Source organism: Nocardiopsis gilva YIM 90087, from assembly GCF_002263495.1.
Classification (GTDB): Bacteria; Actinomycetota; Actinomycetes; order Streptosporangiales; family Streptosporangiaceae; genus Nocardiopsis_C; species Nocardiopsis_C gilva.
The window spans coordinates 1,263,697-1,283,487 of the sequence record NZ_CP022753.1; the positions used below are offsets into that span (position 1 = coordinate 1,263,697).

General features: G+C 69.1%; 17 protein-coding genes. 11 read left to right on the forward strand and 6 right to left on the reverse strand.

Annotation, left to right across the window (positions count from 1 at the left end; translation table 11 throughout):
- Positions 1-65 precede the first annotated feature (65 nt).
- The 3 genes from CDO52_RS06030 (at position 66) to CDO52_RS06040 (ending at position 2,886) form a co-directional block, all read left to right on the forward strand.
- Positions 66-974, forward strand: a complete 909-nt coding sequence (locus CDO52_RS06030) for a universal stress protein (RefSeq protein WP_094932249.1) — start codon at positions 66-68, stop codon at positions 972-974.
- A 63-nt stretch (positions 975-1,037) separates the two neighbouring features.
- Positions 1,038-2,186, forward strand: a complete 1,149-nt coding sequence (locus CDO52_RS06035) for an anhydro-N-acetylmuramic acid kinase (protein ID WP_094932250.1) — start codon at positions 1,038-1,040, stop codon at positions 2,184-2,186.
- A 115-nt stretch (positions 2,187-2,301) separates the two neighbouring features.
- Positions 2,302-2,886, forward strand: coding sequence for a sigma-70 family RNA polymerase sigma factor (locus CDO52_RS06040; protein ID WP_269769176.1), 585 nt, complete (start codon positions 2,302-2,304; stop codon positions 2,884-2,886).
- A gap of 37 nt (positions 2,887-2,923) precedes the next feature.
- On the opposite strand, the gene CDO52_RS06045 is transcribed toward CDO52_RS06040, so the two are convergent.
- The 3 genes from CDO52_RS06045 to CDO52_RS06055 all read right to left on the reverse strand — a co-directional run bounded on the left by CDO52_RS06045 (position 2,924) and on the right by CDO52_RS06055 (position 6,945).
- Positions 2,924-4,363, reverse strand: a complete 1,440-nt coding sequence (locus tag CDO52_RS06045; RefSeq protein WP_232524392.1) for an NADH-quinone oxidoreductase subunit NuoF family protein — start codon at positions 4,361-4,363, stop codon at positions 2,924-2,926.
- A gap of 41 nt (positions 4,364-4,404) precedes the next feature.
- Positions 4,405-5,859 (reverse strand): RNA-guided endonuclease IscB, encoded by a 1,455-nt coding sequence (gene iscB / locus CDO52_RS06050; protein ID WP_017621403.1) that lies wholly within the window; start codon positions 5,857-5,859, stop codon positions 4,405-4,407.
- A gap of 237 nt (positions 5,860-6,096) precedes the next feature.
- Entirely contained in the window at positions 6,097-6,945 is an 849-nt protein-coding gene (locus tag CDO52_RS06055) for a hypothetical protein (RefSeq protein ID WP_017621404.1), read from the reverse strand.
- 506 nt (positions 6,946-7,451) lie between these two features.
- On the opposite strand from CDO52_RS06055, the gene CDO52_RS06060 reads away from it, so the two are divergent.
- The 4 genes from CDO52_RS06060 to CDO52_RS06075 all read left to right on the forward strand — a co-directional run bounded on the left by CDO52_RS06060 (position 7,452) and on the right by CDO52_RS06075 (position 12,176).
- Positions 7,452-8,015 carry a hypothetical protein gene (locus tag CDO52_RS06060; protein ID WP_017621405.1) on the forward strand — a complete coding sequence of 188 codons (564 nt, stop codon included), beginning with the start codon at positions 7,452-7,454 and terminating at the stop codon, positions 8,013-8,015.
- Positions 8,016-8,053: 38 nt separating this feature from the next.
- Complete coding sequence (locus CDO52_RS06065; RefSeq protein ID WP_017621406.1) at positions 8,054-8,704, forward strand: DUF4142 domain-containing protein; 651 nt, start codon at positions 8,054-8,056, stop codon at positions 8,702-8,704.
- Between the two features lie 125 nt (positions 8,705-8,829).
- Complete coding sequence (locus CDO52_RS06070) at positions 8,830-9,990, forward strand: DUF1996 domain-containing protein (protein ID WP_017621407.1); 1,161 nt, start codon at positions 8,830-8,832, stop codon at positions 9,988-9,990.
- Positions 9,991-10,361: 371 nt separating this feature from the next.
- Complete coding sequence (locus CDO52_RS06075) at positions 10,362-12,176, forward strand: phosphoenolpyruvate carboxykinase (GTP) (RefSeq protein ID WP_017621408.1); 1,815 nt, start codon at positions 10,362-10,364, stop codon at positions 12,174-12,176.
- An 85-nt stretch (positions 12,177-12,261) separates the two neighbouring features.
- Here the strand turns inward: CDO52_RS06075 and CDO52_RS06080 are convergent, their stop codons facing one another.
- Together CDO52_RS06080 and CDO52_RS06085 are read right to left on the reverse strand one after the other, a co-directional pair.
- A complete protein-coding gene (locus CDO52_RS06080) occupies positions 12,262-12,723 on the reverse strand; it encodes a MarR family winged helix-turn-helix transcriptional regulator (RefSeq protein ID WP_017621409.1) in 462 nt (153 codons plus the stop codon).
- A 324-nt stretch (positions 12,724-13,047) separates the two neighbouring features.
- Entirely contained in the window at positions 13,048-13,701 is a 654-nt protein-coding gene (locus CDO52_RS06085) for a DJ-1/PfpI family protein (protein WP_033302143.1), read from the reverse strand.
- A 215-nt stretch (positions 13,702-13,916) separates the two neighbouring features.
- Here CDO52_RS06085 and CDO52_RS06090 point away from each other — a divergent pair, with 215 nt between their 5' ends.
- On the forward strand, positions 13,917-14,732 hold the full coding sequence (locus tag CDO52_RS06090; RefSeq protein WP_017621411.1) for a putative protein N(5)-glutamine methyltransferase: 816 nt from the start codon (positions 13,917-13,919) through the stop codon (positions 14,730-14,732).
- 31 nt (positions 14,733-14,763) lie between these two features.
- On the opposite strand, the gene CDO52_RS06095 is transcribed toward CDO52_RS06090, so the two are convergent.
- Entirely contained in the window at positions 14,764-15,585 is an 822-nt protein-coding gene (locus CDO52_RS06095) for an oxygenase MpaB family protein (RefSeq protein WP_017621412.1), read from the reverse strand.
- Positions 15,586-15,901: 316 nt separating this feature from the next.
- On the opposite strand from CDO52_RS06095, the gene CDO52_RS06100 reads away from it, so the two are divergent.
- The 3 genes from CDO52_RS06100 (at position 15,902) to CDO52_RS06110 (ending at position 19,785) form a co-directional block, all read left to right on the forward strand.
- Positions 15,902-17,674 (forward strand): ABC transporter family substrate-binding protein, encoded by a 1,773-nt coding sequence (locus CDO52_RS06100; RefSeq protein WP_017621413.1) that lies wholly within the window; start codon positions 15,902-15,904, stop codon positions 17,672-17,674.
- Between the two features lie 112 nt (positions 17,675-17,786).
- Entirely contained in the window at positions 17,787-18,797 is a 1,011-nt protein-coding gene (locus CDO52_RS06105; protein WP_017621414.1) for an ABC transporter permease, read from the forward strand.
- Positions 18,790-19,785 (forward strand): ABC transporter permease, encoded by a 996-nt coding sequence (locus tag CDO52_RS06110; RefSeq protein ID WP_083920119.1) that lies wholly within the window; start codon positions 18,790-18,792, stop codon positions 19,783-19,785. Before CDO52_RS06105 ends, CDO52_RS06110 begins: the two co-directional genes overlap by 8 nt.
- Positions 19,786-19,791: the final 6 nt, after the last annotated feature.

Genomic DNA, 19,791 nt, shown 5'->3' on the forward strand with positions numbered 1-19,791 from the left:
TGATAGTCAGGGCCCAGCCCGACCTAGGCTGAAGGTGAGGGCCGAAGGAGAGCGAGGCGGGTGAGATGAGCAATACGCCCGAGCTCCGGCGGATAGTCGTCGGGGTGGACGGTTCCGACTCCAGCCGGTACGCGCTGGAGTGGTCGGCGAACCAAGCGGTGCAGCGCGGGCTCGGCGTGCGGATCGTCACCGCCGTGTGGCCGCTCGCGGCCGAGGGCCCGTTCAGCGATGTCGTCCACGCGGGTGAGTCGGTGTCCTCCTCCGCGCGCGAGCAGGACGCCCGCGCGCTGCTCGACTACGCGCGCGACTGGGTGCTGAGGATCTTCCCCGAACTCGACGTGGAGGAGCGCCTGGCCGCCGCACGTCCGGCCGACGCCCTGCTGGAGGAGGCGGCGCACCCCGAGACGGCCGCGGTGGTCATCGGCTCGCGCGGACTGGGCGGGCTGGCCACGGCGTTCGTCGGGTCGGTCGGCGTGGAGCTGGCGGCGCGCTGCCCGGTACCGCTGGTGGTGTTGCCGAAGAAGCACGAGTCGGCGCACGGGGCCAAGGGCCGCATCATCGTCGGCGTCGACGGCTCCGAACCGAGCCGCCGAGCCCTGGAGTTCGGGTTCCGGCAGGCCCACGCCCTCGGTGCCGAGCTCGTCGCGGTGTGCGCGTGGCAGCCGATGGCCGCCTTCGCCTCGGCGATGGGACCGGTCCCGCCGGAGGCGTTCGACGACGGCGCGGTGGAGGCCGCGGCGCAGCGCACCGCCGAGGACGAGCTCCGCGAACCCCGCGCCCGGCACCCCGACGTGATCGTCGACGTCCGCGCGGTCCGCGCCCACCCCGTCGTCGCCCTGCTGGAGGAGGCGACTCCGGCCGACCTCATCGTCGTGGGATCGCGCGGCCGAGGAGGGTTCACCGGTCTCCTCCTGGGCTCCGTCAGCCAGTCCGTCCTCCACGGCGCCCACGGCCCCGTGGCCATCGTGCACTGAGGGGCCGGAGCCCACGGCGGATCGACGGGTGGGGTCGCCCCCCGTGGCGGGAGAGGAGCGCCGGTGATCGTCCTCGGCCTGTCGTCCGGGACATCCGTCGACGGTATCGATGTCGCCGTCGCCGACCTGCGCCTGGAGGCGGGGGAGGTGCTGCTCGCCCCCGTCGCCTACCGGGAGGCCGCCTATCCCGGGCGGCTGCGGGCCGACATACTGGCCGCGCTTCCGCCCGCACCGACCACCCTGGACGCCGTCTGCCGCCTCGACACCCGGATCGGGCAGGCCTTCGGCGATGCCGCCGCCGCGGCGATCGGCGAGCTGTGCCCGCAGGGCGGTGCCGACCTCATCGCGGCGCACGGGCAGACTGTCTACCACTGGGTGGAGGACGGCCGGGCGTGCGGCACGCTGCAGCTGGGACAGCCGGCCTGGATCGCCGAGGCCACCGGGGTGCCCGTCGTCTCCGACCTGCGTACCCGCGATATCGCCGCGGGAGGGCAGGGCGCGCCGCTGGCGAGCACGCTGGATGTGCTGTGGCTGTCGGGCCGGGACGCACCGGCCGCCGCGCTCAACATCGGCGGGATCGCCAACCTGACCGTCGTCGCTCCGGAGCGCCCGCCGGTCGCCTTCGACACCGGACCGGGCAATGCCCTGCTCGACGCGGCCGTGCGGCGGGCCACCCACGGGCGCGAGGGCATGGACGCCGACGGGCGCCGGGCGCGGCGCGGGCGCGTCCACCCCGGGCTGCTGGCGCGGCTGCGCGCGGACCCCTACTACGCGCGGCCCGCGCCCAAGTCGACCGGCAAGGAACTCTTCCATCCCGGCTACCTGGACGCCGCGCTGGACGGGATCGACGTGAACGAGGACGACCTGTGCGCCACGCTCGTCGCTCTGACAGCGGAGACGGTCGCCGACGCCTGCCGCGCCCACGGTGTCACCGAGGTGATCGCCTCCGGCGGCGGGCTGCGCAACCCCGCGCTCGCCGAGGCACTGCGTTCCGCACTCGCCCCGGCCACCGTGCACTCCTCGGCCGCGTTCGGTATCGACCCCGACGCCAAGGAGGCCTACCTCTTCGCCCTGCTCGCCTTCCTCACGTGGCACGGTATCCCCGCCACGGTCCCCTCCTGCACCGGGGCGCGCCGTTCTACCCCGGCCGGGCGGATCACCCCGAACGACGGCAATCGTCCGTTACCGCGACGCCTGCGCGTCGTGGGGTGATGGTGAACTCGGTGCCAGAAACCCGGTTGACCTGGGCATAGGTCCGTGATCTGACGATTCGTGGAATTTCTGAGATTTCCGAGTGCCTCCGGCTGGTATCGGCGATTATGTGGATGTGCGGCGTCCAACTTCCCCCACAATTCGTCAGACGACCGCGGACGACGACCTGGCAGAACGCCAAGAGCAGCTGGTGCGTACGCTCTACCGGGAGTTCAAGGTCCCCCTCCTGCGCAACGTCCGTCAGCTGACCGGCGGTGACCAGCAATGGGCCGAGGATGTGGTCCAGGAAACCGTCGTGCGCGCCTGGCGCAACGCCTCCCGCCTGCAACGCGAACCCCACAGCCTGTGGGCCTGGCTGATGACCGTGGCCCGGCGTATCGTCATCGACGACCGCCGCCAGCGCGGCCACCGTCCCCAGGAGGTCGTGGCCGACGGGTTCGACGCCGAACCGCCGCCGGTGCCCGACGGCTCCGAACCCACGCTTTCGGCGATGGTCGTCCTGGAAGCGCTGCGCGGGATGGCCGCGCACCACCGCGAGGTCCTCGCCCACGTCTACCTGTGTGACCGCTCCGCCAACGAGACCGCGGCAACGCTGGGGATCCCCGCTGGAACGGTCAAGTCGAGGATGCACTACGGCCTGCGCCAACTGCGCGCGGCCCTGGAGGAGCGCGACGAGGACAGGGAGGGCGGACCTGGCTGAGGGACGGTGACGCCGCTGGCTCCTGCGCCCGGCTCGATCACCCGCTCGGCGCCGAGTCGAGGCGCAGGGCGAGGGTCGGGCACATCTGGACCGCCTTCGCCGCCGCCTCCTCCAGCTTCTCGGGGACGTCCATGGTCGGACTCTCGGGGAAGCCGTTCCGGTCGAGCTGGATGAGTTCGGGGACGAGCTGGGCGCACAGGCCGTGGCCGTCGCAGCGGGACCAGTCCAGGACGAGGCGGAGGCCCGAGTCGTCCTTGGGCAGTGGCAGCACACCGGGCTTCGAGGTTCCGCAGCCGCCGTCATACCGGTGGGCGGCCACATCGTCGGGGAACGCCTCCAGCGCGGACAGCGCCATGCGCGCGGTGCCGTCCGGGTGCGCGCAGGCGCCCCGGCGGTTGCCGACGGCCGCCGCCCGCTGCACCTCCTCGGGGTCGCCCTCGCCCTCCACCAGCGCGTCGAACGCCCGGGCGAGCTCGGGCAGGCCGCGGAAGCACGGGCCGCACTGCATCGCGCTCTCCTTGGCCATGTAGCGCAGCACCAGTGCGGTCTCCTCCAGCGGGCAGGCGTCACCGCCGAGCGGAACGACGACGCCCGCGCCCAGCACCGCGCCGACCGCCTCCATCCCCGCCCGCGACACCACGGCCCGCTCGACGGCGTCGGGCCGCAGCCACGTGCCGTGGTACCCGCCCACGAGAACGCCCCGGCCCACCGGGGCGTGGCAGGCGACCAGCACGTCGGAGAGCGGGGTTCCGCTGGGGCACTCGACGACGGCCGGAGACTTGGCCGAACCGCTGACGCTCAACAGCACCGTTCCGGGCTCGCTCGGCACACCTATGGTGGAGTACTGGTCCGCGCCCAGCGCCGCGATGAGGCTGAGCTGCGCGAAGGTCTCGGCGTTGGAGAGCATGGTCGGCAGCCCGTCGACCCCGCGGTCGCTGGCCCGGATCTTTCGGCCGGGCGGGATGGGGGTCTGCCCGTTGATCCCCCGGACCAGCGCGCCGCCCTCGCCGGAGATGAACCGGTCGGGCATCCGCACGACCTGGACGGCGATGTCGGACGCGCGCTCGTCGATGGCGGCGAGCAGGGACTTCTCACCGGCGTCGCCGCAGGCGATGCCGATGGTGATCTCCGGAGCGTTCAGCGCCCGCGCGGTCAGCTCGGCGCCGTCGAGGATGAGGTGGGGGGCTCGGGTGAGCAGCATCAGGTCTTTCGCGGCGGCGGGCTCGCCCTCGGTCGCGTTCACGACCACCCGTACCGGTGACCTGCGGCGCTGTGCCGACCGCACGACCGCCTGCAGCTTGCGGGCGAAAGGGAACCCCGCGCCGCCCTTTCCGCGCAGGTCGGCGAGGCCGGCCATGGTCATCAGGTCGTCGACGCTCAGCCGCGGCATGTCCCCGTGCAGCGCCTGGTGGGTCAGGAAGTCGAGGCGGGAGCCGCGCCCGCTGTCGAGTCCGAGGGTGAGGCGTGGCGTGCCCATGGTGCGGACCGGAGGGACCTGTCCCAGGGGGGAGGTCGATGTCATCTAATGTCTGGGGCGGAAACCCTGGCCTTCAGGCCAGGGAGGAAGCCCCCTCCCTCCTTCTGCGTGGTGTAGGCGTATCCGTCGGCTCGCTGCAGCAGACGGAAGTGCTTGTGGTTGATGCCTTGGGCGAGTCCGTGCGCGGTCGTGACGTTGAAACTTCCGCTGGCGCGTACGGCGATACGCCCGCTATGGGTTCCGGCCTTCTTCCCGGCCGGAACGGTCGCTCGGCCAAGGTCTCCGGTCTGGAAACCGAAGAAGGTCTTGTGTCTCGGCAGGCGCAGACGGGGAAAGCCGTACTTGTCGGTGCGAGTGCGCGTGTAGCTGCCGCGTCCGGTCGCCTGGACGGCAAGAACGGTGCGCGGGTGCCGGTCGACGGCTTCCATGTGGCCGATGCACAGCGCATCCAAGGTGTGGGTCTTGGGTAGACCGCAGCGGGCGCGGTTCCACTTCGTGCGCCCGCCGGAGGCTGTCCGTACAGCGGGGAATACGGCCTCCAGCGCCCGCCACAGAGCCCACTTGGTGGTGTTCACAGCGGCGGCGTCCCGCAGCGGGGCCTTGGCGTGGGCGAGGATCCCGGCAAGCCGCTGGGGCTTTTGCTCCAGGAACTCCTCAACCGGACGGTTGGACTTGCGCTTGTTGCATGGGATGCACGCCAGCGTCAGATTGGAGATGCGGTCGGATCCGCCCCTCGATCGGGGCTGGATGTGGTCGATGTTCAGCACCACCCCGGTGATGCCGCGGTAAGCGCAGGCCCGGCCCCACTTGGTCAGCAGGTATTCGCGGGCCTCGATGCCCGCAAGGGTGCCGTGCTGGTACTCGGCGCCCTCCAGCGGCCGACCCGCGCTGATGGCGTGGGTATCGAACGCGACCCGTTCCACATGAACCGTGCGGACGGGAGCCCACCGGGCGAGGCGTGCAGCCCATGCCGTGGTGGTGTCGACTCGGTGCCGCAGGCTCGGAGCGATCCAGCCGTCCGGGCGGGTGCGGTTGAGGAACCTGGGTGCGCGGTAGCGCAGGTTGCGGGTACGGCGGCTCCGCCGGTACGCGGCACGTTGCGTCAGCTTGTCCCGTATCCGGCGGCTGCGGTGCTCCAGGTCGATGCTGTACAGGCCACGACGCTTGCTTCTCTTCTGTTCGGTGAACACGGCGATGCCGGTGTGCTTGGACCCGGGATCGATGCCCAGCTCGACGCCGTCTATCCCGGACTCGGCTGCCTCCCGGTCTTTGAGCCGGATGACGAACGGAGTGTGGCGGGGAACGACTGCCCGGCGTTTCTTGAGTAGCTTGCGGGCCCTGGCGGGCGAGGTCGGCTGCAACGGTCGGCCGTGCTTGTCGAGCGCGAACACGACCGGGTGGATGGTGCGGGCCTCACGGCCCGCGCTCTCCCGAACCTGCTGGTTCGGGGTGACGCGCCCGGCGGCAGGTGCACTGCCGGGCGTCTCCCCTCGCACATGTTCCGCGCCGGGTGCCCTACGGCGTTCAAGCCCCGTTTCGCCCCCGATCCGAGGGTTGTCTGCTGACTCGAATTCCAGATCAAGCTGCTGAGGAAGCACAGCTTGGTGGGTCTTCTGTCCTGCGCGGAACGTAGCCAACTTCGGTCACCTCCTTGTTGGTGTTGGCTGGTGCTGGTAACACACGGCTCTCAGTCAGTTCGACTGAAAGCCCCCGCCCTCAGACGGGGGATCCGGTTACGGCTCCTCTCTCTCGCTTCTCGGGCTGCGCAGGGAGGACCAGAATTCGGCATCCTCGACGAGGGACCCTGGGCGTTCGGTCGGCATGTCGCCGCTTCGCGTGCCCGATGCGTCGAACGCACCCGTGACGCTCGTTGTCGGTACGGCCTCGTCATCGCCGCTGAGCCCGCGGCGGATCACGGTCGCCTTGCTCCTGGGGCGGCCCCCGTCACGGACCACGTTCGCCCGCCGCTCGGGGTCGCGGCGGCCGGTGTCGGGACGCATGAGCATGCGGACCACCAGCGCGGCACCCACCGCCGCCAGGCACAGCGCATAGCCCAACGTGACGTATCCGGCCTCCGGGCGACCGGCGGTCAGCCCGTGCACGATCGCCATCGGCCAGCACAGGTAGGCCGTGGTGTGCACGCCGCGCCATACCCATTGCCAGCGTGTTCCGGCGAAGCGCTTGCGCAGCATGCTCGTGGCGATGATCAGGATCATCAGGTTCGACGCGAAGACGCCGAAAACGATCGTGATGTCGGTCCCGATGGGCACGATCGCGCTGAAGAGTCCGACACCGCTGAACGCGACCTGCAGCGTGATATGGGCGAACAGAAAGCCCACGGACGCAAGCGCGATCGCGCGGTGGACGGCCTGGTACACCAGCCGAAGTGTCGGGGACGTCAGGATGCGGTCGGCGGCCATCAGTCCGCTGACCACCAGTGCGGTCATGCCCACAAGGGCGATGACCCCGGAGTAGGTCCACAGGAAATCCTGCAGAGTACGGATGAATGCCACCTGCAGTGGGGCGGCGACTGCAACAATGGTGTTGACCAGGACTATTCCGACCAGCAGAGAAACCTTCACCCATGGCCGTCGCGTCGGCTGGGTGACGGCGTCCCGAGGCCGTGTTCTCCCTGGTCGGTGCCGTTTCTTGGATGCTGTCCGGGTGACGTCATTGTCGTCCGGCTTAAGCGTTGGGATCTGCTCGAACATGGCTGTCCTCCACCATCCAGGCGGATTGGATCTCCGCGAGGGCCTCAGCGGCCGAACGAGATCGGTGAACGAGAGATGCGCGCTTTGTCGACGGTAGCAGCAGATCTGCCGTTCGGGGGACCGGTTGGGGCGGATTCGGTAGTTGATCATCGTTGAGCGGGGATTGTCCGTTGATCACTCCGAGTTGTACACGATCTTTCCAGTCCAAAAGAATCGCCTGATCACCGCCGTATTTAAGAACTTCCGTCACTTGAGTTGAACCGTTCACCGTCGGGACCCGTATCTCTAGGCAATAACGGCGTCGTTGCCCAGCGACATCGAGAATGGATCGGAAGAGGACTGTGCGAGCTGGAAACAAGACCTTGATCTCCGTCGGTATGGCCGCCATACTCCTGACCGCCGCCGGATGTACCGGTGACGGAGATTCGGGCTATGGCGGCTACGGCGGAGCGGACAAGGATTCCGCCACCTCCGACGAGGGCCAGAACGGCGCCGCGGCAACGCTGCAAGTGGCGGCGGACACCAGCGTGGGTGAGGTGGTGACCGACGCCGACGGCTACACCCTCTACATGTTCACCCAGGACTCCACTGAGCCGCCCACATCCAACTGTGACGCGGACTGCGCCAAGCAGTGGCCCCCCGCCCTGACCGAGGGCGAACCCACTGCCGAGGGCGTCGAGTCCGAACTCATCGGAACCATCGAAAGGGAGGACGGCGGCACCCAGCTCACCCTCGCCGGGTGGCCGATCTATCGCTACGCCGGCGACGTGTCCCCAGGTGACGTGAACGGCCAGGGCATGGGTGGCACCTGGTACGCGGTCACCCCGGAAGGAAAGCAGGCGGAGGGCACCGGCGCCGTCGGTGACTCCGAAGACGGCGCGTCGCCCGGCACACAAGGCACGCAAGGTACGGACGAGGGCGGCGGCTCTGGCGGCTACTGACGCCTGCACGCAATCGGCTCTCGCAGGAGGACGGGGTAGTGAAGCGGTTCCAGGGGCTCCAGGTCGGTTCGCTGAAATACGTCGAATACAGCGGGGTGGTGGTGTTCCTCATCGTCTCCCTGCTCACCATCGTCATGGTGGTCCCGAACGGGTCCACCTCTGTCGCGGGTGTGTTCTGGCAGGACTGGAAGATGACTCCGTACGGTCCGCTCGGACCCTCCGACCGTGCGGTCCTCATCAAGGTCCGCCAGGCCAACCTGTGGGAGATGCCCACGGGGCAGCAGGCGCAGGAGCGGGGGCGCAGCGCGCGGGTGCGCGAGGTCGGCGGCATCCTCGCCGAGGACCACAAACTGCTGGACGAGCGGGTGCGCGGCGTCGCCGAGCAGCTCGACGTCGTGTTGCCCAGCATGCCCACCCCCACGCAACAGGACTGGATGGCGGAGCTCTCCAAACTGTCCGGCGCGGAGTACGACAAACTCGCCGTCTACCGCCTGCGCTACGCCCACGGACAGGTGATCCAGCTGCTCGCCGAAGTACGGGCGGGAACCCGCAACGAACTCGTCCGATCCTTCGTACAGCACACGATGCTGGTCGTGCTGCGGCACATCACCCTGCTGGAGAGCACCGGCCTGGTCGACTACGAACAACTTCCCGAGCCTCTGCCGCCGGAGCGGCGGCCCCGCGTCTGACCTCGACGAGTTAGTCCCCCGACGATCGATAAAGGAGAGGTGCAGTGCGTAAACACCGACAATCCACCCGGAAAAATAGACATAACGACCATGGGCGCTCCCAGCCGCGCCGCCGGCTCCGTCCCGTGGTCCTGGCCTCCGCGACCGGCGCGCTGGTGCTGGCGGCCGCGATGACCGCCATCGCGTTCGGCGATCCGCGGAAGGTGCAGGTCGACGTCGTCGGCTTCGGGTCCGCGGCCGACGGCTTCGGCGGGACGGGGTTCTTCTGGGGCGGTGGCGACGGCCAGAACGGCGACTACGGCCTCGGCGGCGGTGTCGAGATCGGCGGCGGGAACGGCGGGGACCAGAACGGCGACATCGGCAACCAGCGGGTCACCGGGCCGGTCGACGACGACTTCGCGCGGATCGAGCTGGCCCCGCCCGTCGAAAACGACCCTCAGGCACGCCGTTCCGGATCGACCGGCACCTTCGTCTCGGACTGCGGAACCAATGGGAACCGCCTCTTCAACAGCGAGAACGTGATCGTCGCTCCCGGCGTGGAGAACGGCGCGCAGCACACCCACGACTACGTGGGCAACCAGAACATCCAGAACTACACCGAAGACGTCGACACCAACAACGTGCTCCTCGCGCAGGGCCAGACCAGCTGCGAGGACAAGCGCGACCAGTCCACCTATTACTGGCCGGTCCTCCGGGACATCAACGGGGTGGACTTCGACGCGAACGCTCCCGGCGGCGGTGCCGACGGCAACGTCGGCCGGATCCTCCAGCCCAAGCGCGCCGTGCTGGAGTTCCGGGGGAACCCGCAGTCCGAGGTGCAGCCGATGGCTCCCTTCCTGCAGATCATCACCGGCAACGCCCGCGCCTTCACGACGGACGGGGAGAACGCCAACGCCCAGTGGACCTGCACGGGGTTCGAGGGGCAGGCGTTCAGCGACAAGTACCCGCTGTGCCCCGAGGGGTCCGATGTGGTCCGGATCGCCGACTTCCCCAGCTGCTGGGACGGGGAGAACATCGAGAGCGAGGACAACAGGTCGCACATCGTGTTCCCGGAGCGTGATGGCGAGTGCCCGCGGGGCACGGTGGCGGTGCCGCAGCTGCGCCAGACGCTCGTCTATGACGTGCCGCCGGGGACGTCCTTCGCCGTCGACGGTTTCCCGGAGGAACGGCGAAACCCGATCACCGACCACTCCGACTTCATCAACGTCATGTCCCCGGACCTGATGCGCGAGGTCGTCGACTGCATCAACGACGGTCGGGACTGCCGCACCGGTCAGGACCGGTGACGGCGCGGACCCGACGCGTATCCACCGCCGACAAGGCGGACGACGGACGACGGACGACGGACACTCCCCGGCACGACACGCTCGTCGCTACCGAACGGCACGGCCGTTCACTTGGACGCGCCCGGCGGCCACCGCGGGACCGTGGGTCAGGACTACCTACCCGTTCTTACCCGGACCTCGGTGCCTCCTCTGCCCGGCCGCCGGGCGCCTACATTGGATTGTGACGAACACCTCCTTGCGATAGTGATGGGATGAATCCCCGCAGGCAGGGGATTACTGAACCTATGGTCTAGACCAGCTGTCCAGACCAACTGGCCTGGAAGGCTGCGCTTCAACGATGATGCGGACCTGTCCATCCCAAAGGAGTCGTTGTGACCGACAGTGTTGCCGAAATCGGACTTCCACCCACTGACCACCGGGAACTCATCGACTGGGTCCGCGAGGTCGCAGCCCTGGCCAAGCCGAAGAACGTCGTCTGGTGCGACGGTTCCGACGAGGAGTGGGAGCGGCTGACCGGTCTACTCGTCGAGAGTGGGACGTTCGTCAGGCTCAACCCTGAGCTCCGACCCAACAGTTTCTACTGCCGGTCCGACCCGAGCGACGTGGCCCGGGTCGAGGACCGCACCTTCATCTGCTCAGAGCGGGAGAAGGACGCGGGACCGACCAACAACTGGATCGCGCCGGACGAGATGCGCGCCACGTTCTCCGAGATCTTCGACGGCTGCATGCGCGGCCGCACCATGTACGTGGTCCCGTTCTGCATGGGCCCGCTCGGCGGCGAGATCTCCCAGCTCGGCGTGGAGATCACCGACTCCGCCTACGTCGCGGTCTCGATGCGGATCATGGCCCGCATGGGTACCCCGGCCCTGCGCCTGATCGAGGAGCGCGGCTCCTTCGTCAAGGCCGTGCACTCGGTGGGCGCCCCGCTGGAGCCGGGCCAGGACGATGTGCCGTGGCCGTGCAACGACACCAAGTACATCTCGCACTTTCCGGAGACCCGGGAGATCTGGTCCTACGGTTCCGGCTACGGCGGCAACGCCCTGCTCGGCAAGAAGTGCTACGCCCTGCGCATCGCCTCGGTGATGGCGCGCGACGAGGGCTGGATGGCCGAGCACATGCTCATCCTCAAGGTCACCCCGCCCGAGGGGGAGGCCCGCTACATCGCCGCCGCGTTCCCGAGCGCGTGCGGCAAGACCAACCTCGCCATGCTGCAGCCGACCATCCCCGGATGGAAGGTCGAGACGGTCGGCGACGACATCGCTTGGATGCGCTTCGGCGCCGACGGCCGCCTCCGCGCGATCAACCCCGAGGCCGGGTTCTTCGGCGTCGCGCCCGGCACCGGTGAGTCGACCAACGCCAACGCGGTCGCCACCCTGTGGGGCAACAGCATCTTCACCAACGTCGCGCTCATCGACGACGGCGACGTCTGGTGGGAGGGCCTCACCGAGGAGCCGCCCGCCCACCTGATCGACTGGAAGGGCCGCGACTGGACGCCCGACTCCGACGAACCCGCCGCCCACCCCAACGCCCGGTTCACCACTCCAGCGGGGCAGGCCCCGACCATCGCGGGTGAGTGGGAGGACCCGGCCGGAGTACCGATCTCGGCCATCCTCTTCGGCGGCCGCCGCGCCACCGCGGTCCCGCTCGTCACCGAGTCGTTCAACTGGCAGCACGGCGTCTTCATGGGCGCCAACGTCGCCTCGGAGAAGACCGCGGCCGCCGAAGGCAAGGTCGGTGAACTGCGCCGCGACCCGTTCGCCATGCTGCCCTTCTGCGGCTACAACATGGGCGACTACTTCGGCCACTGGCTGGACATCGGCCGCATGACCGACACCGAGAAGCTGCCCCGCATCTTCTACGTCAACTGGTTCCGCAAGGGCGACGACGGCCGCTTCGTGTGGCCGGGCTTCGGCGAGAACTGCCGCGTCCTGAAGTGGATCGTCGAACGCCTCAACGGAACGGCCGACGCCTCCGAAACACCGATCGGCCTGGTCCCCAGTGAGGACGGCATCGACACCGACGGCCTGGACCTCAGCGCCGAGGACCTGAAATTCGTGCTCTCCGTCGACCGCGAAACCTGGCGCGAGGAAACCGAGCTCATGCCCGAGTTCTTCAAATCCTTCGGCGACCAGCTCCCGTCGGAACTGTGGGACGAGTACAACGCCCTGCACAACCGCCTCGGCTAGGCCACCGGCCGACCACGAGGTCCAATTCACGGGGAGGCGCCCTCCAGGGGTGGGGGCCTCCCCGCACGTTCGAACGATGAGCGGTTCACCGCCGGGGCGACGTCCCGGCGGAAACGCGGTCCATCGCCGACGACAGCCGCTCCAGTGCCTCCAGCACCCGGGCGAACTCCTCGTCGCCGAGTTCGTCGGCCAGGCGTTCGGCCAGATCGCGGTGGGCCGGGCCGATGCGGCGGATCGCCTCGCGGCCCTGGTCGGTGGGGTGTAGCAGTTTGGCTCGGCTGTGGGCCGGGTTCGGCGCGTACTCTGCGAGTCCTTGGTCGACGAGCAGGTCGGCGATGCGCTGGACGCTCTGGCGGGTGATGCCCATGGCCCGTGCGATCCCCGACACCGGCAGCGGCTCGTGCAGGACCGCGCCGAGGACCTGCCAGCGTGCGGCGGTCAGGCCCGCGGGGCGGGCCATCCGTTCCGACACGTCGAGGAACTGGCCGTTGAGGCGGAACACGGAGAGTGCGGTGCCGCTCAGCAGGCGGGCGGCGTCGTCCGTCACCGGGTCTCCTTCGAGGATGCCCCCGGCTTCAGCCGGGGAGGAATCGAACCCCTGCGGAGTAGGGCAAGAACGGGGTTTCACTTCCAAGGGCGAAATACCGCCCACGTGATCGGGTAAGCGGCTAAGGTATACCGCGTGCGTTGCGAGAACCAAGCGCGTACACCGTGCCGGTCGAGAACCAAGAGGGCACAGGACTACCAAGCTTTGCCGTATCAAACCGGGCAGGTTCCGTCCCGGCTGGTGTTGAGGGATTACGACCTTTCCGGTTGCTGACCTGTGGGGCTTCCTGAGCCAGGAATCCCCCTGCTTTAGCTGGGGGAGGGTTCAATGCCCCTGCTCCCCGTCCCGGGCGCTGTGCCCGGCCGCCGCGAACTCCGCGTAGGCGCTCGCGTCTCCAGTGGCGAAGAGGCGGTACCAGGCGTCGAGCACCTCGGGCTCGTGGGTGTCCAGCCTGTCGAGGATCTCGCGGGCGAACGCGACCGGGGCGGTCGGCCCGGCGGTGGTCAGGTTTCCGTCGGTCACCGCGTCCTCCTCCCGATAGTGCTCGGCGCCCGCGTACCCGGTGGCCGCGAGGTAGCCGTCGGCGGCGCTCGTGTGGTCGCGGTCGTCGAGCAGGCCCTCACGGGCGAGCCCTGCTGTCGCGCCGCAGATGGCGGCGACGGGCGCACCCGCCGCGAGAAAGGCGCGGGCCTTCCGCGCGAACGGGGCCAGGCGGGCCGGGTCGGCGTCCCAGGTCGCGGCGCCGGGAAGGATCAGCATCCGGCTGTCGGCGGGGCCGAGGTCCGCCACGGGGATGTCCGGCACGAGGCGGACTCCGCCCATGGTCACCACGGGCTCGCGGGTCAGGCCCACCGTCACGACGTCGAACCCGCCGGGCTCGCGGTGCGACGCCCCGTTGCGCAGGTGCGCGATGGCGTGCCCGGCCTCCCAGTCGGCGAGGGTGTCGTAGACGGCCATGTGGACGGTTCCTTTACTCATGACAGTATTCTGTCGTCTCGACAGTATGTTGTCAATCGATCGAGTTGCGGAGGGGCGTGGAGATCACGTAGCGTCGCGATCTCCAGTGCTGGACCGACCGAGGAGGTGAGACCCGTTAACGCTTGTCAGGCCGGGTGCTCCCACCTCACGGCCGTGCGGTCGGATCCGACATAGGCGACCGACGGGAGTGCCCACAGGCATCCTGAAAGGTATCCATGTCGGCTTTTCCTGCTTTCCCCTCGTCCTGCGTCCGATCCGACATCGTCGGCCGCCTCCGGGCCGCCGGCTGTGTCTTCGCCGAAGACGAGGCGGAACTGATCACCTCCACGGCACCGACGTCGGCCGACGTCGAGGCCATGGTCGAACGGCGCGTCGCCGGATTCCCCCTCGAACACGTCCTTGGCTGGGCGGAATTCTGTGACCTGCGGTTCGCGGTCGATCCCCGGGTGTTCGTCCCCCGTCGCCGTACCGAGTTCCTTGTCGGGCAGGCCGCGGCCCTTGCTCCGTCGCGTGCCGTGGTCCTCGACCTGTGCTGCGGCTCGGGCGCCGTAGGCGCGGCCGTGGGCCGCGACCCGTCGGTGGCGTCGATCGAGTTGCACGCCACCGATATCGACCCCGCTGCCGTGCGGTGTGCCCGCCGCAACGTCGACGCTGTCGGTGGCCAGGTGTACGAGGGCGACCTCTATGCGCCGCTGCCCGCGACGCTGCGGGACCGTGTCGACATCCTGGTGGCCATCGTCCCCTACGTGCCCAGCGGTGAGGTCGGCCTGCTGCCCAGAGAGGCCCGCATCCACGAGTCCCGCGTGGCGCTCGACGGCGGCGGCGACGGGTTGGACATCCTGCGGCGGGTGGCCGAGGCGGCGCCGCTGTGGTTGGCGCCCGGGGGCCACCTGTTGGTCGAGACGAGTGAGCGCCAGGCTCCATCGGCCGCCGACATCGTCGACCAGAGCGGACTGGTCCCGCGCGTGGCCAGGTCCGAGGAGCTGGAGGCCACCGTTGTCCTGGGAACTCGGCCCGGGCCGATGCGGTAGCCGTGGCGCGCCCCTCGCGTTCCGGTGTTCCCTACCGTGCGCGCGTCGTCCGCTTGGGCCGCCGGTAGAGCCGGTTGCGCCTGGCCTGGCGGCGCATATCCCACAGGTAGCCGCGCATCGGGAGGGTTCGGACCATCACGGGAAGGCGGGGGTAGACCGCGCGCAGGACGGCGAAGAGCCGGTCGAACCTGCGCTGCTGCCGCGCGCTCCAGGCCAGGCCGAGCTGCTCGCGGATGCGCGGCGGCAGGAGCCCCGCCGCCAGGAAGCACTGCAGCCGGACGAGCGGCCGGAGGAGCGGGTTGGCCGGTGCGAACAGGGAGCGGGTGATCGCCCGGGCGGAGTCGTCGACCTCGATCGACGCGATCATTCGCGCCCAGTAGGCGTCGAACTCGGCGCGGGTCGACGGCCAGGTCTCCCGCGGGCACCCGAGCGAGGTGGCGAAGATCGACGCCTGCCGGTACGCCTCGTCCTTCTCCTCCGCGGCGAGCGGGCCGAACGCCAGCTCGTAGAGCCGCGTGCCCGAGTCATAGAGGGTGGCGGCGACCCACAGCTGGAGATCCGGGTCGAGGGCGTCGTAGCCGGGGCCGTTGACCTTCGTGTGCATGGCCCGGACGATCCGGGCGACGCGTTCGGCCTCCTCCCGGGTGCCGAAGACCTGCCCGTAGACGAAGGTCAGCGTGCCCCGCAGCCGGTTGACCGGGCGGGACGCGAAGTCGCTGTGCTCGTGTACGCCCCGGCCCACGGCGGGGTGGGCGACCTGCATGAGGATCGCGTACCCGGCTCCGCCGAGGACGACGGCCTCGCGGTTGATCCGCCGGATCGGCGCGTCCTCCCGGAACAGACCTGTAGCCATGGGTCAAGCTTAGAACTCCGCCTCCGTGGTGAGCCTCATGAGGTGTGAGGTATCGAGTGTCGTCCAACCGCACTTCACTGGCGATTTTCTGTTGTTTGTCGCATTCGGCGAATTCAAGACCGTTTTTCGTCGAGGCCATTGAGAAAAAGGTGGAGCCAGGGGGTGGTGGGATGATGGGTAATATATGCGGTTTCAGGTTTGTCACAAATCGCCTTTATGTCTTATCTGTGTCGCCGGTGCGATGTTCTGCTGTCCGGTATTACGACCGGTCGGAGTAGGCGCGATCCGCTCATCTCTGGAATCGGCTATGCGAAGGATGGGAACCGTGCTCAAGCGAAAATCGGTGACCGGACTTGCCGCGGTGCTGACCGCCGCGGCGATGGTGGCCACCGCATGTACCGGCGGCAATGGCGGCGACGGTGCGGTCCGCGGGTGGGAGGACTGCTCGGAGAAACCGAACACGTGTAACAGTGGTGAGCGCGCCGAGGGAGGCGAGATCACCTGGATGGTGAATTCGGTTCCCGGTGCTTGGAGCGCGATATCACCCGAGGGCGGCAGCGTCTACACCGTGCAGATGCTCTCCGGTGTGCTGCCCTATGTCGGGCAGTGGGCGCCCGACGGCGAGACGTACGAATACAACATGGACCTGCTCGCCGAGGAACCGGAACTCTTGAGCGAGGACCCCTTCAGCTTCCAGTTCAAGCTCCGCCCCGAAGCGGTGTGGGACGACGGCACCCCCATCACCGCCGACGACTTCGAGGTCACCTGGAAGATGGCGACCAGTCCCGGTGAGGGCCACTGCGACGGCTGCACCTCGCGCTCGCCCGAGAAGTACGACAACGTCGAGAAGGTCGAGGGCACCGACGACGGCAAGACGGTCACGGTCACCCTGAAGGAGGGCAAGGCCGACGCCGAGTGGTTCGGTTTCCTCGACGTCCACGGCATCTCCGGCGGCCTGCACCCCGCGCACCTCGCCGAGGAGCAGGGTCTCGACGTCGACGACCCCAAGGACCTCGGGGAGTACTTCGAGTGGCTGCACGGTACGCGGCCCGACTACTCCGGCGGCCCCTACAAGATCGTCGAGGGCGACCTGGAGAACCAGGTCATCAAGGAGCCCAACGAGAACTACTACGGCGAGACCAAGCCGACACTCGACAAGGTCATCGTCCGCTTCATCCAGGACGAGAGCACCTGGGTCCCCGCCCTGACCAACGGGGAGATCGACGGCGGCAACCCGGCCCAGTACAACGCCGACATCATCGAGCAGATCAAGGGCATGGGCACGACCTACTTCGACATCGGCCCGGGGCCGAGCTGGGAGCACATCGACCTCAACACCGAGAACAAGTGGCTGAAGGACGTCGAGCTGCGCCGCGCCATCTTCACGGCCATCGACGTCAACGAGATCGCCGAGCGGAACTTCGGCGCCGGTTTCCCCGACTTCAAGGTCAAGACCAACCACATCTTCAGCGCGGACAGCCCGTATCACAAGGACGTCATCTCCGAGACCGGGCAGGGCAGCGGCGACGTCGAGGCGGCCGAGAAGATCCTCACCGACGCCGGGTACGAGCTCGACGGCGACACACTCACCAAGGACGGCGAGAAGGTCGGGCCGTTCCGACTGCGCGCGACCGACACGGTCACCCGCAGCACCTCCATGCAGATCATCCAGTCCCAGCTGTCCGACATCGGCGTCACGACCAACATCGAGGTGACCGACGACCTCGGCGCCATGCTCGGCGGCCAGGACTACGACATCGCGCAGTTCGGGTGGAGCGGTGACCCCTTCTTCACCTCCAGCCCGGCGCAGTACTGGCACAGTGAGAGCGGCAGCAACTTCGGCAACTACTCCAACGAGAAGGTCGACGAGCTCGCGGAGAAGGTGCAGACCGCGACCACCCTGGACGAGGCCGCCGAGTACGCCAACCAGGCCGCCGCGCTCGTCGTCCAGGACGCCTACGTGCTGCCCATCCTGCACGAGCCGAACTACGCCTTCGTCAACGAGGGATTCACCAACATCCGCGACAACCGGCAGTCCAGCAACCGCGCCCTGTACAACATCGGGGCCTGGGGGCAGGTGGCCGAGTAGCGGTCCGTCGCCGTCCGTCGGCGCTGTACCCGCCTGCGACACGGCCGGGCCCGGTCACCCCGACACCCCGGGCCCGGCCGCCCTCCCGGCGACCCCGTGAAGGGACCACCCCATGCTCGTCTACACCGTGCGGCGGCTCCTGGGCACGATCCCCGTCCTCCTCGCGGCCTCCCTTCTGTCCTTCCTGCTCATCGACGTATCCGGAGATCCCCTGGCCGACCTGCTCATCCAGCAGCCCCCGCCCGCGCCCGAGGTGATCGAGATGGAGCGGGAACGCCTCTACCTCGACCGCAGCATGCCCGAGCGCTACGTTCTGTGGCTGACCGGCATCGGCGGCAACGGCGACATCGGCCTGCTGCAGGGCAAGTTCGGACCGTCCGTGCAGGGCCCGCACTACGACATCGGCGAGCACATCGCGGAGCGGCTCGCCACCACGGCGCGCCTGGTCACCGTGGCGGTGCTGCTGGCCCTCGGGCTGGCCGTCCTCTCGGGCGTCATCAGCGCGATGCGCCAGTACTCCAAGATCGACTACACCCTCACCTTCATCGGCTTCCTCGCGCTCGCCATGCCGACCTTCTGGCTGGCCGCACTGGTCAAGGAGGCCGGGGTGTGGGCCAACCAGCAGGCCGGCGTACGGCTCTTCGCCACCATCGGCGCCTCGTCGCCCGACACCCGCGACTTCACGCCCCTCGAACACCTGAGTGACGCCGCCGCGCACCTCGTGCTGCCGACCCTCGCCCTGATGCTGACGGGCTACGCGGCCTGGAGCCGCTACCAGCGCACCTCCATGCTGGAGGTGCTCAACAGCGACTACGTGCGACTCGCGCGCGCCAAGGGCCTGACCAACCGGGTGGTGATGCGCCGCCACGCGCTGCGCACCGCGCTCATTCCGCTGACCACCGTGGCGGCGGTGACCATCGCCGGGATCATCGACGGGGTCGTCCTCACCGAGACCGTCTTCCAATGGCGCGGCCTGGGCGACTTCTTCGTCCAGGCGATCAAGCACAGCGACTCCTATGCCCTGATGGGGTGGCTGATGCTGAGCGGCGTCATCGTCATCACCGCCAACCTCGTCGCCGACCTCCTCTACGCCGTTCTCGACCCGAGGATCCGCTATGAGTGACACCGAAGGCCGCGGGGCGGGCCGCTCGACCGGCCCCGACGCGAGGGGTCCGGCGCCGGGGCCGGACGTAGAAACGGGAACGCCGGCCGGGGGACGGGACGCCGAGGCGGATCCGGTGGCCACGCCGCACCAGCGCAGCCAGACGCGGGTCATCGTGGCGCGCTTCCGGCGCCACCGCCCGGCCGTGATCAGCCTCGTTCTCCTCATCGCCACCGCCGCGTTCGCGTTCCTCGGCCCCTATGTGTGGGAGTGGGACCACCTGGTGCACCGGGAGGTCCCGGGCAACCAGCCGCCCAGCCTGGCCCACCCCTTCGGGACGACCAACGCCGGGCACGACGTCCTCGGCCAGCTGATGCGCGGGACCCAGCAGACCCTGAAGGTGGCGCTGACCGTGTCGCTGCTCGCGACCGCCGTCGGATCGGTGTGGGGCGCAGTGGCCGGCTACCTGCGCGGCTGGCCCGACGCCATCATGATGCGCGTCGTCGACGTGATGCTGGTGGTGCCCCTGCTGGTCGTCGTCTCCGCGATCGGCGGCAACTTCCGGGGCGGCACGACCTGGTACGCGGTCGCGCTGATCATCGCCGCGTTCTCCTGGACCACGATCTCGCGGGTGGTCCGCGGGGTGGTGCTGTCCCTGCGCGAGCAGGAGTTCGTGGAGGCGGCACGGGCGGCGGGCGCCTCGGGTGCGCGGATCGTGTTCCGGCACCTGCTGCCGAACGCCGCGGGCCCGATCATCGTGGCGGCGACGCTGCTCATCGCGGTGGCGATCCTGTTGGAGGCGTCGATGTCGTTCCTAGGGTTCGGCATCCAGTCCCCGGACATCTCGCTCGGACTGATGGTCGACAACGCACGGACCGCCGCGTTCACGCGGCCGTGGCTCTTCTATCCGCCAGGCCTGATCATCGTGCTGATCTGCCTGACGATCAACTTCATCGGCGACGGACTCCGGGACGCTCTCGACCCCCGGCAGACGATGGTGCGGAGATGACGGTGG

Excerpts from the sequence above, each read along its gene's own strand:
- CDO52_RS06030 (WP_094932249.1), top strand. The coding sequence starts at position 66 with ATGAGCAATACGCCCGAGCTCCGGCGGATAGTCGTCGGGGTGGACGGT.
- CDO52_RS06045 (WP_232524392.1), bottom strand. The coding sequence starts at position 4,363 with ATGGGCACGCCACGCCTCACCCTCGGACTCGACAGCGGGCGCGGCTCC.
- CDO52_RS06060 (WP_017621405.1), top strand. The coding sequence starts at position 7,452 with ATGGCCGCCATACTCCTGACCGCCGCCGGATGTACCGGTGACGGAGAT.
- CDO52_RS06085 (WP_033302143.1), bottom strand. The coding sequence starts at position 13,701 with ATGAGTAAAGGAACCGTCCACATGGCCGTCTACGACACCCTCGCCGAC.
- CDO52_RS06090 (WP_017621411.1), top strand. The coding sequence starts at position 13,917 with ATGTCGGCTTTTCCTGCTTTCCCCTCGTCCTGCGTCCGATCCGACATC.
- CDO52_RS06095 (WP_017621412.1), bottom strand. The coding sequence starts at position 15,585 with ATGGCTACAGGTCTGTTCCGGGAGGACGCGCCGATCCGGCGGATCAAC.
- CDO52_RS06100 (WP_017621413.1), top strand. The coding sequence starts at position 15,902 with ATGGGAACCGTGCTCAAGCGAAAATCGGTGACCGGACTTGCCGCGGTG.
- CDO52_RS06105 (WP_017621414.1), top strand. The coding sequence starts at position 17,787 with ATGCTCGTCTACACCGTGCGGCGGCTCCTGGGCACGATCCCCGTCCTC.
- CDO52_RS06110 (WP_083920119.1), top strand. The coding sequence starts at position 18,790 with ATGAGTGACACCGAAGGCCGCGGGGCGGGCCGCTCGACCGGCCCCGAC.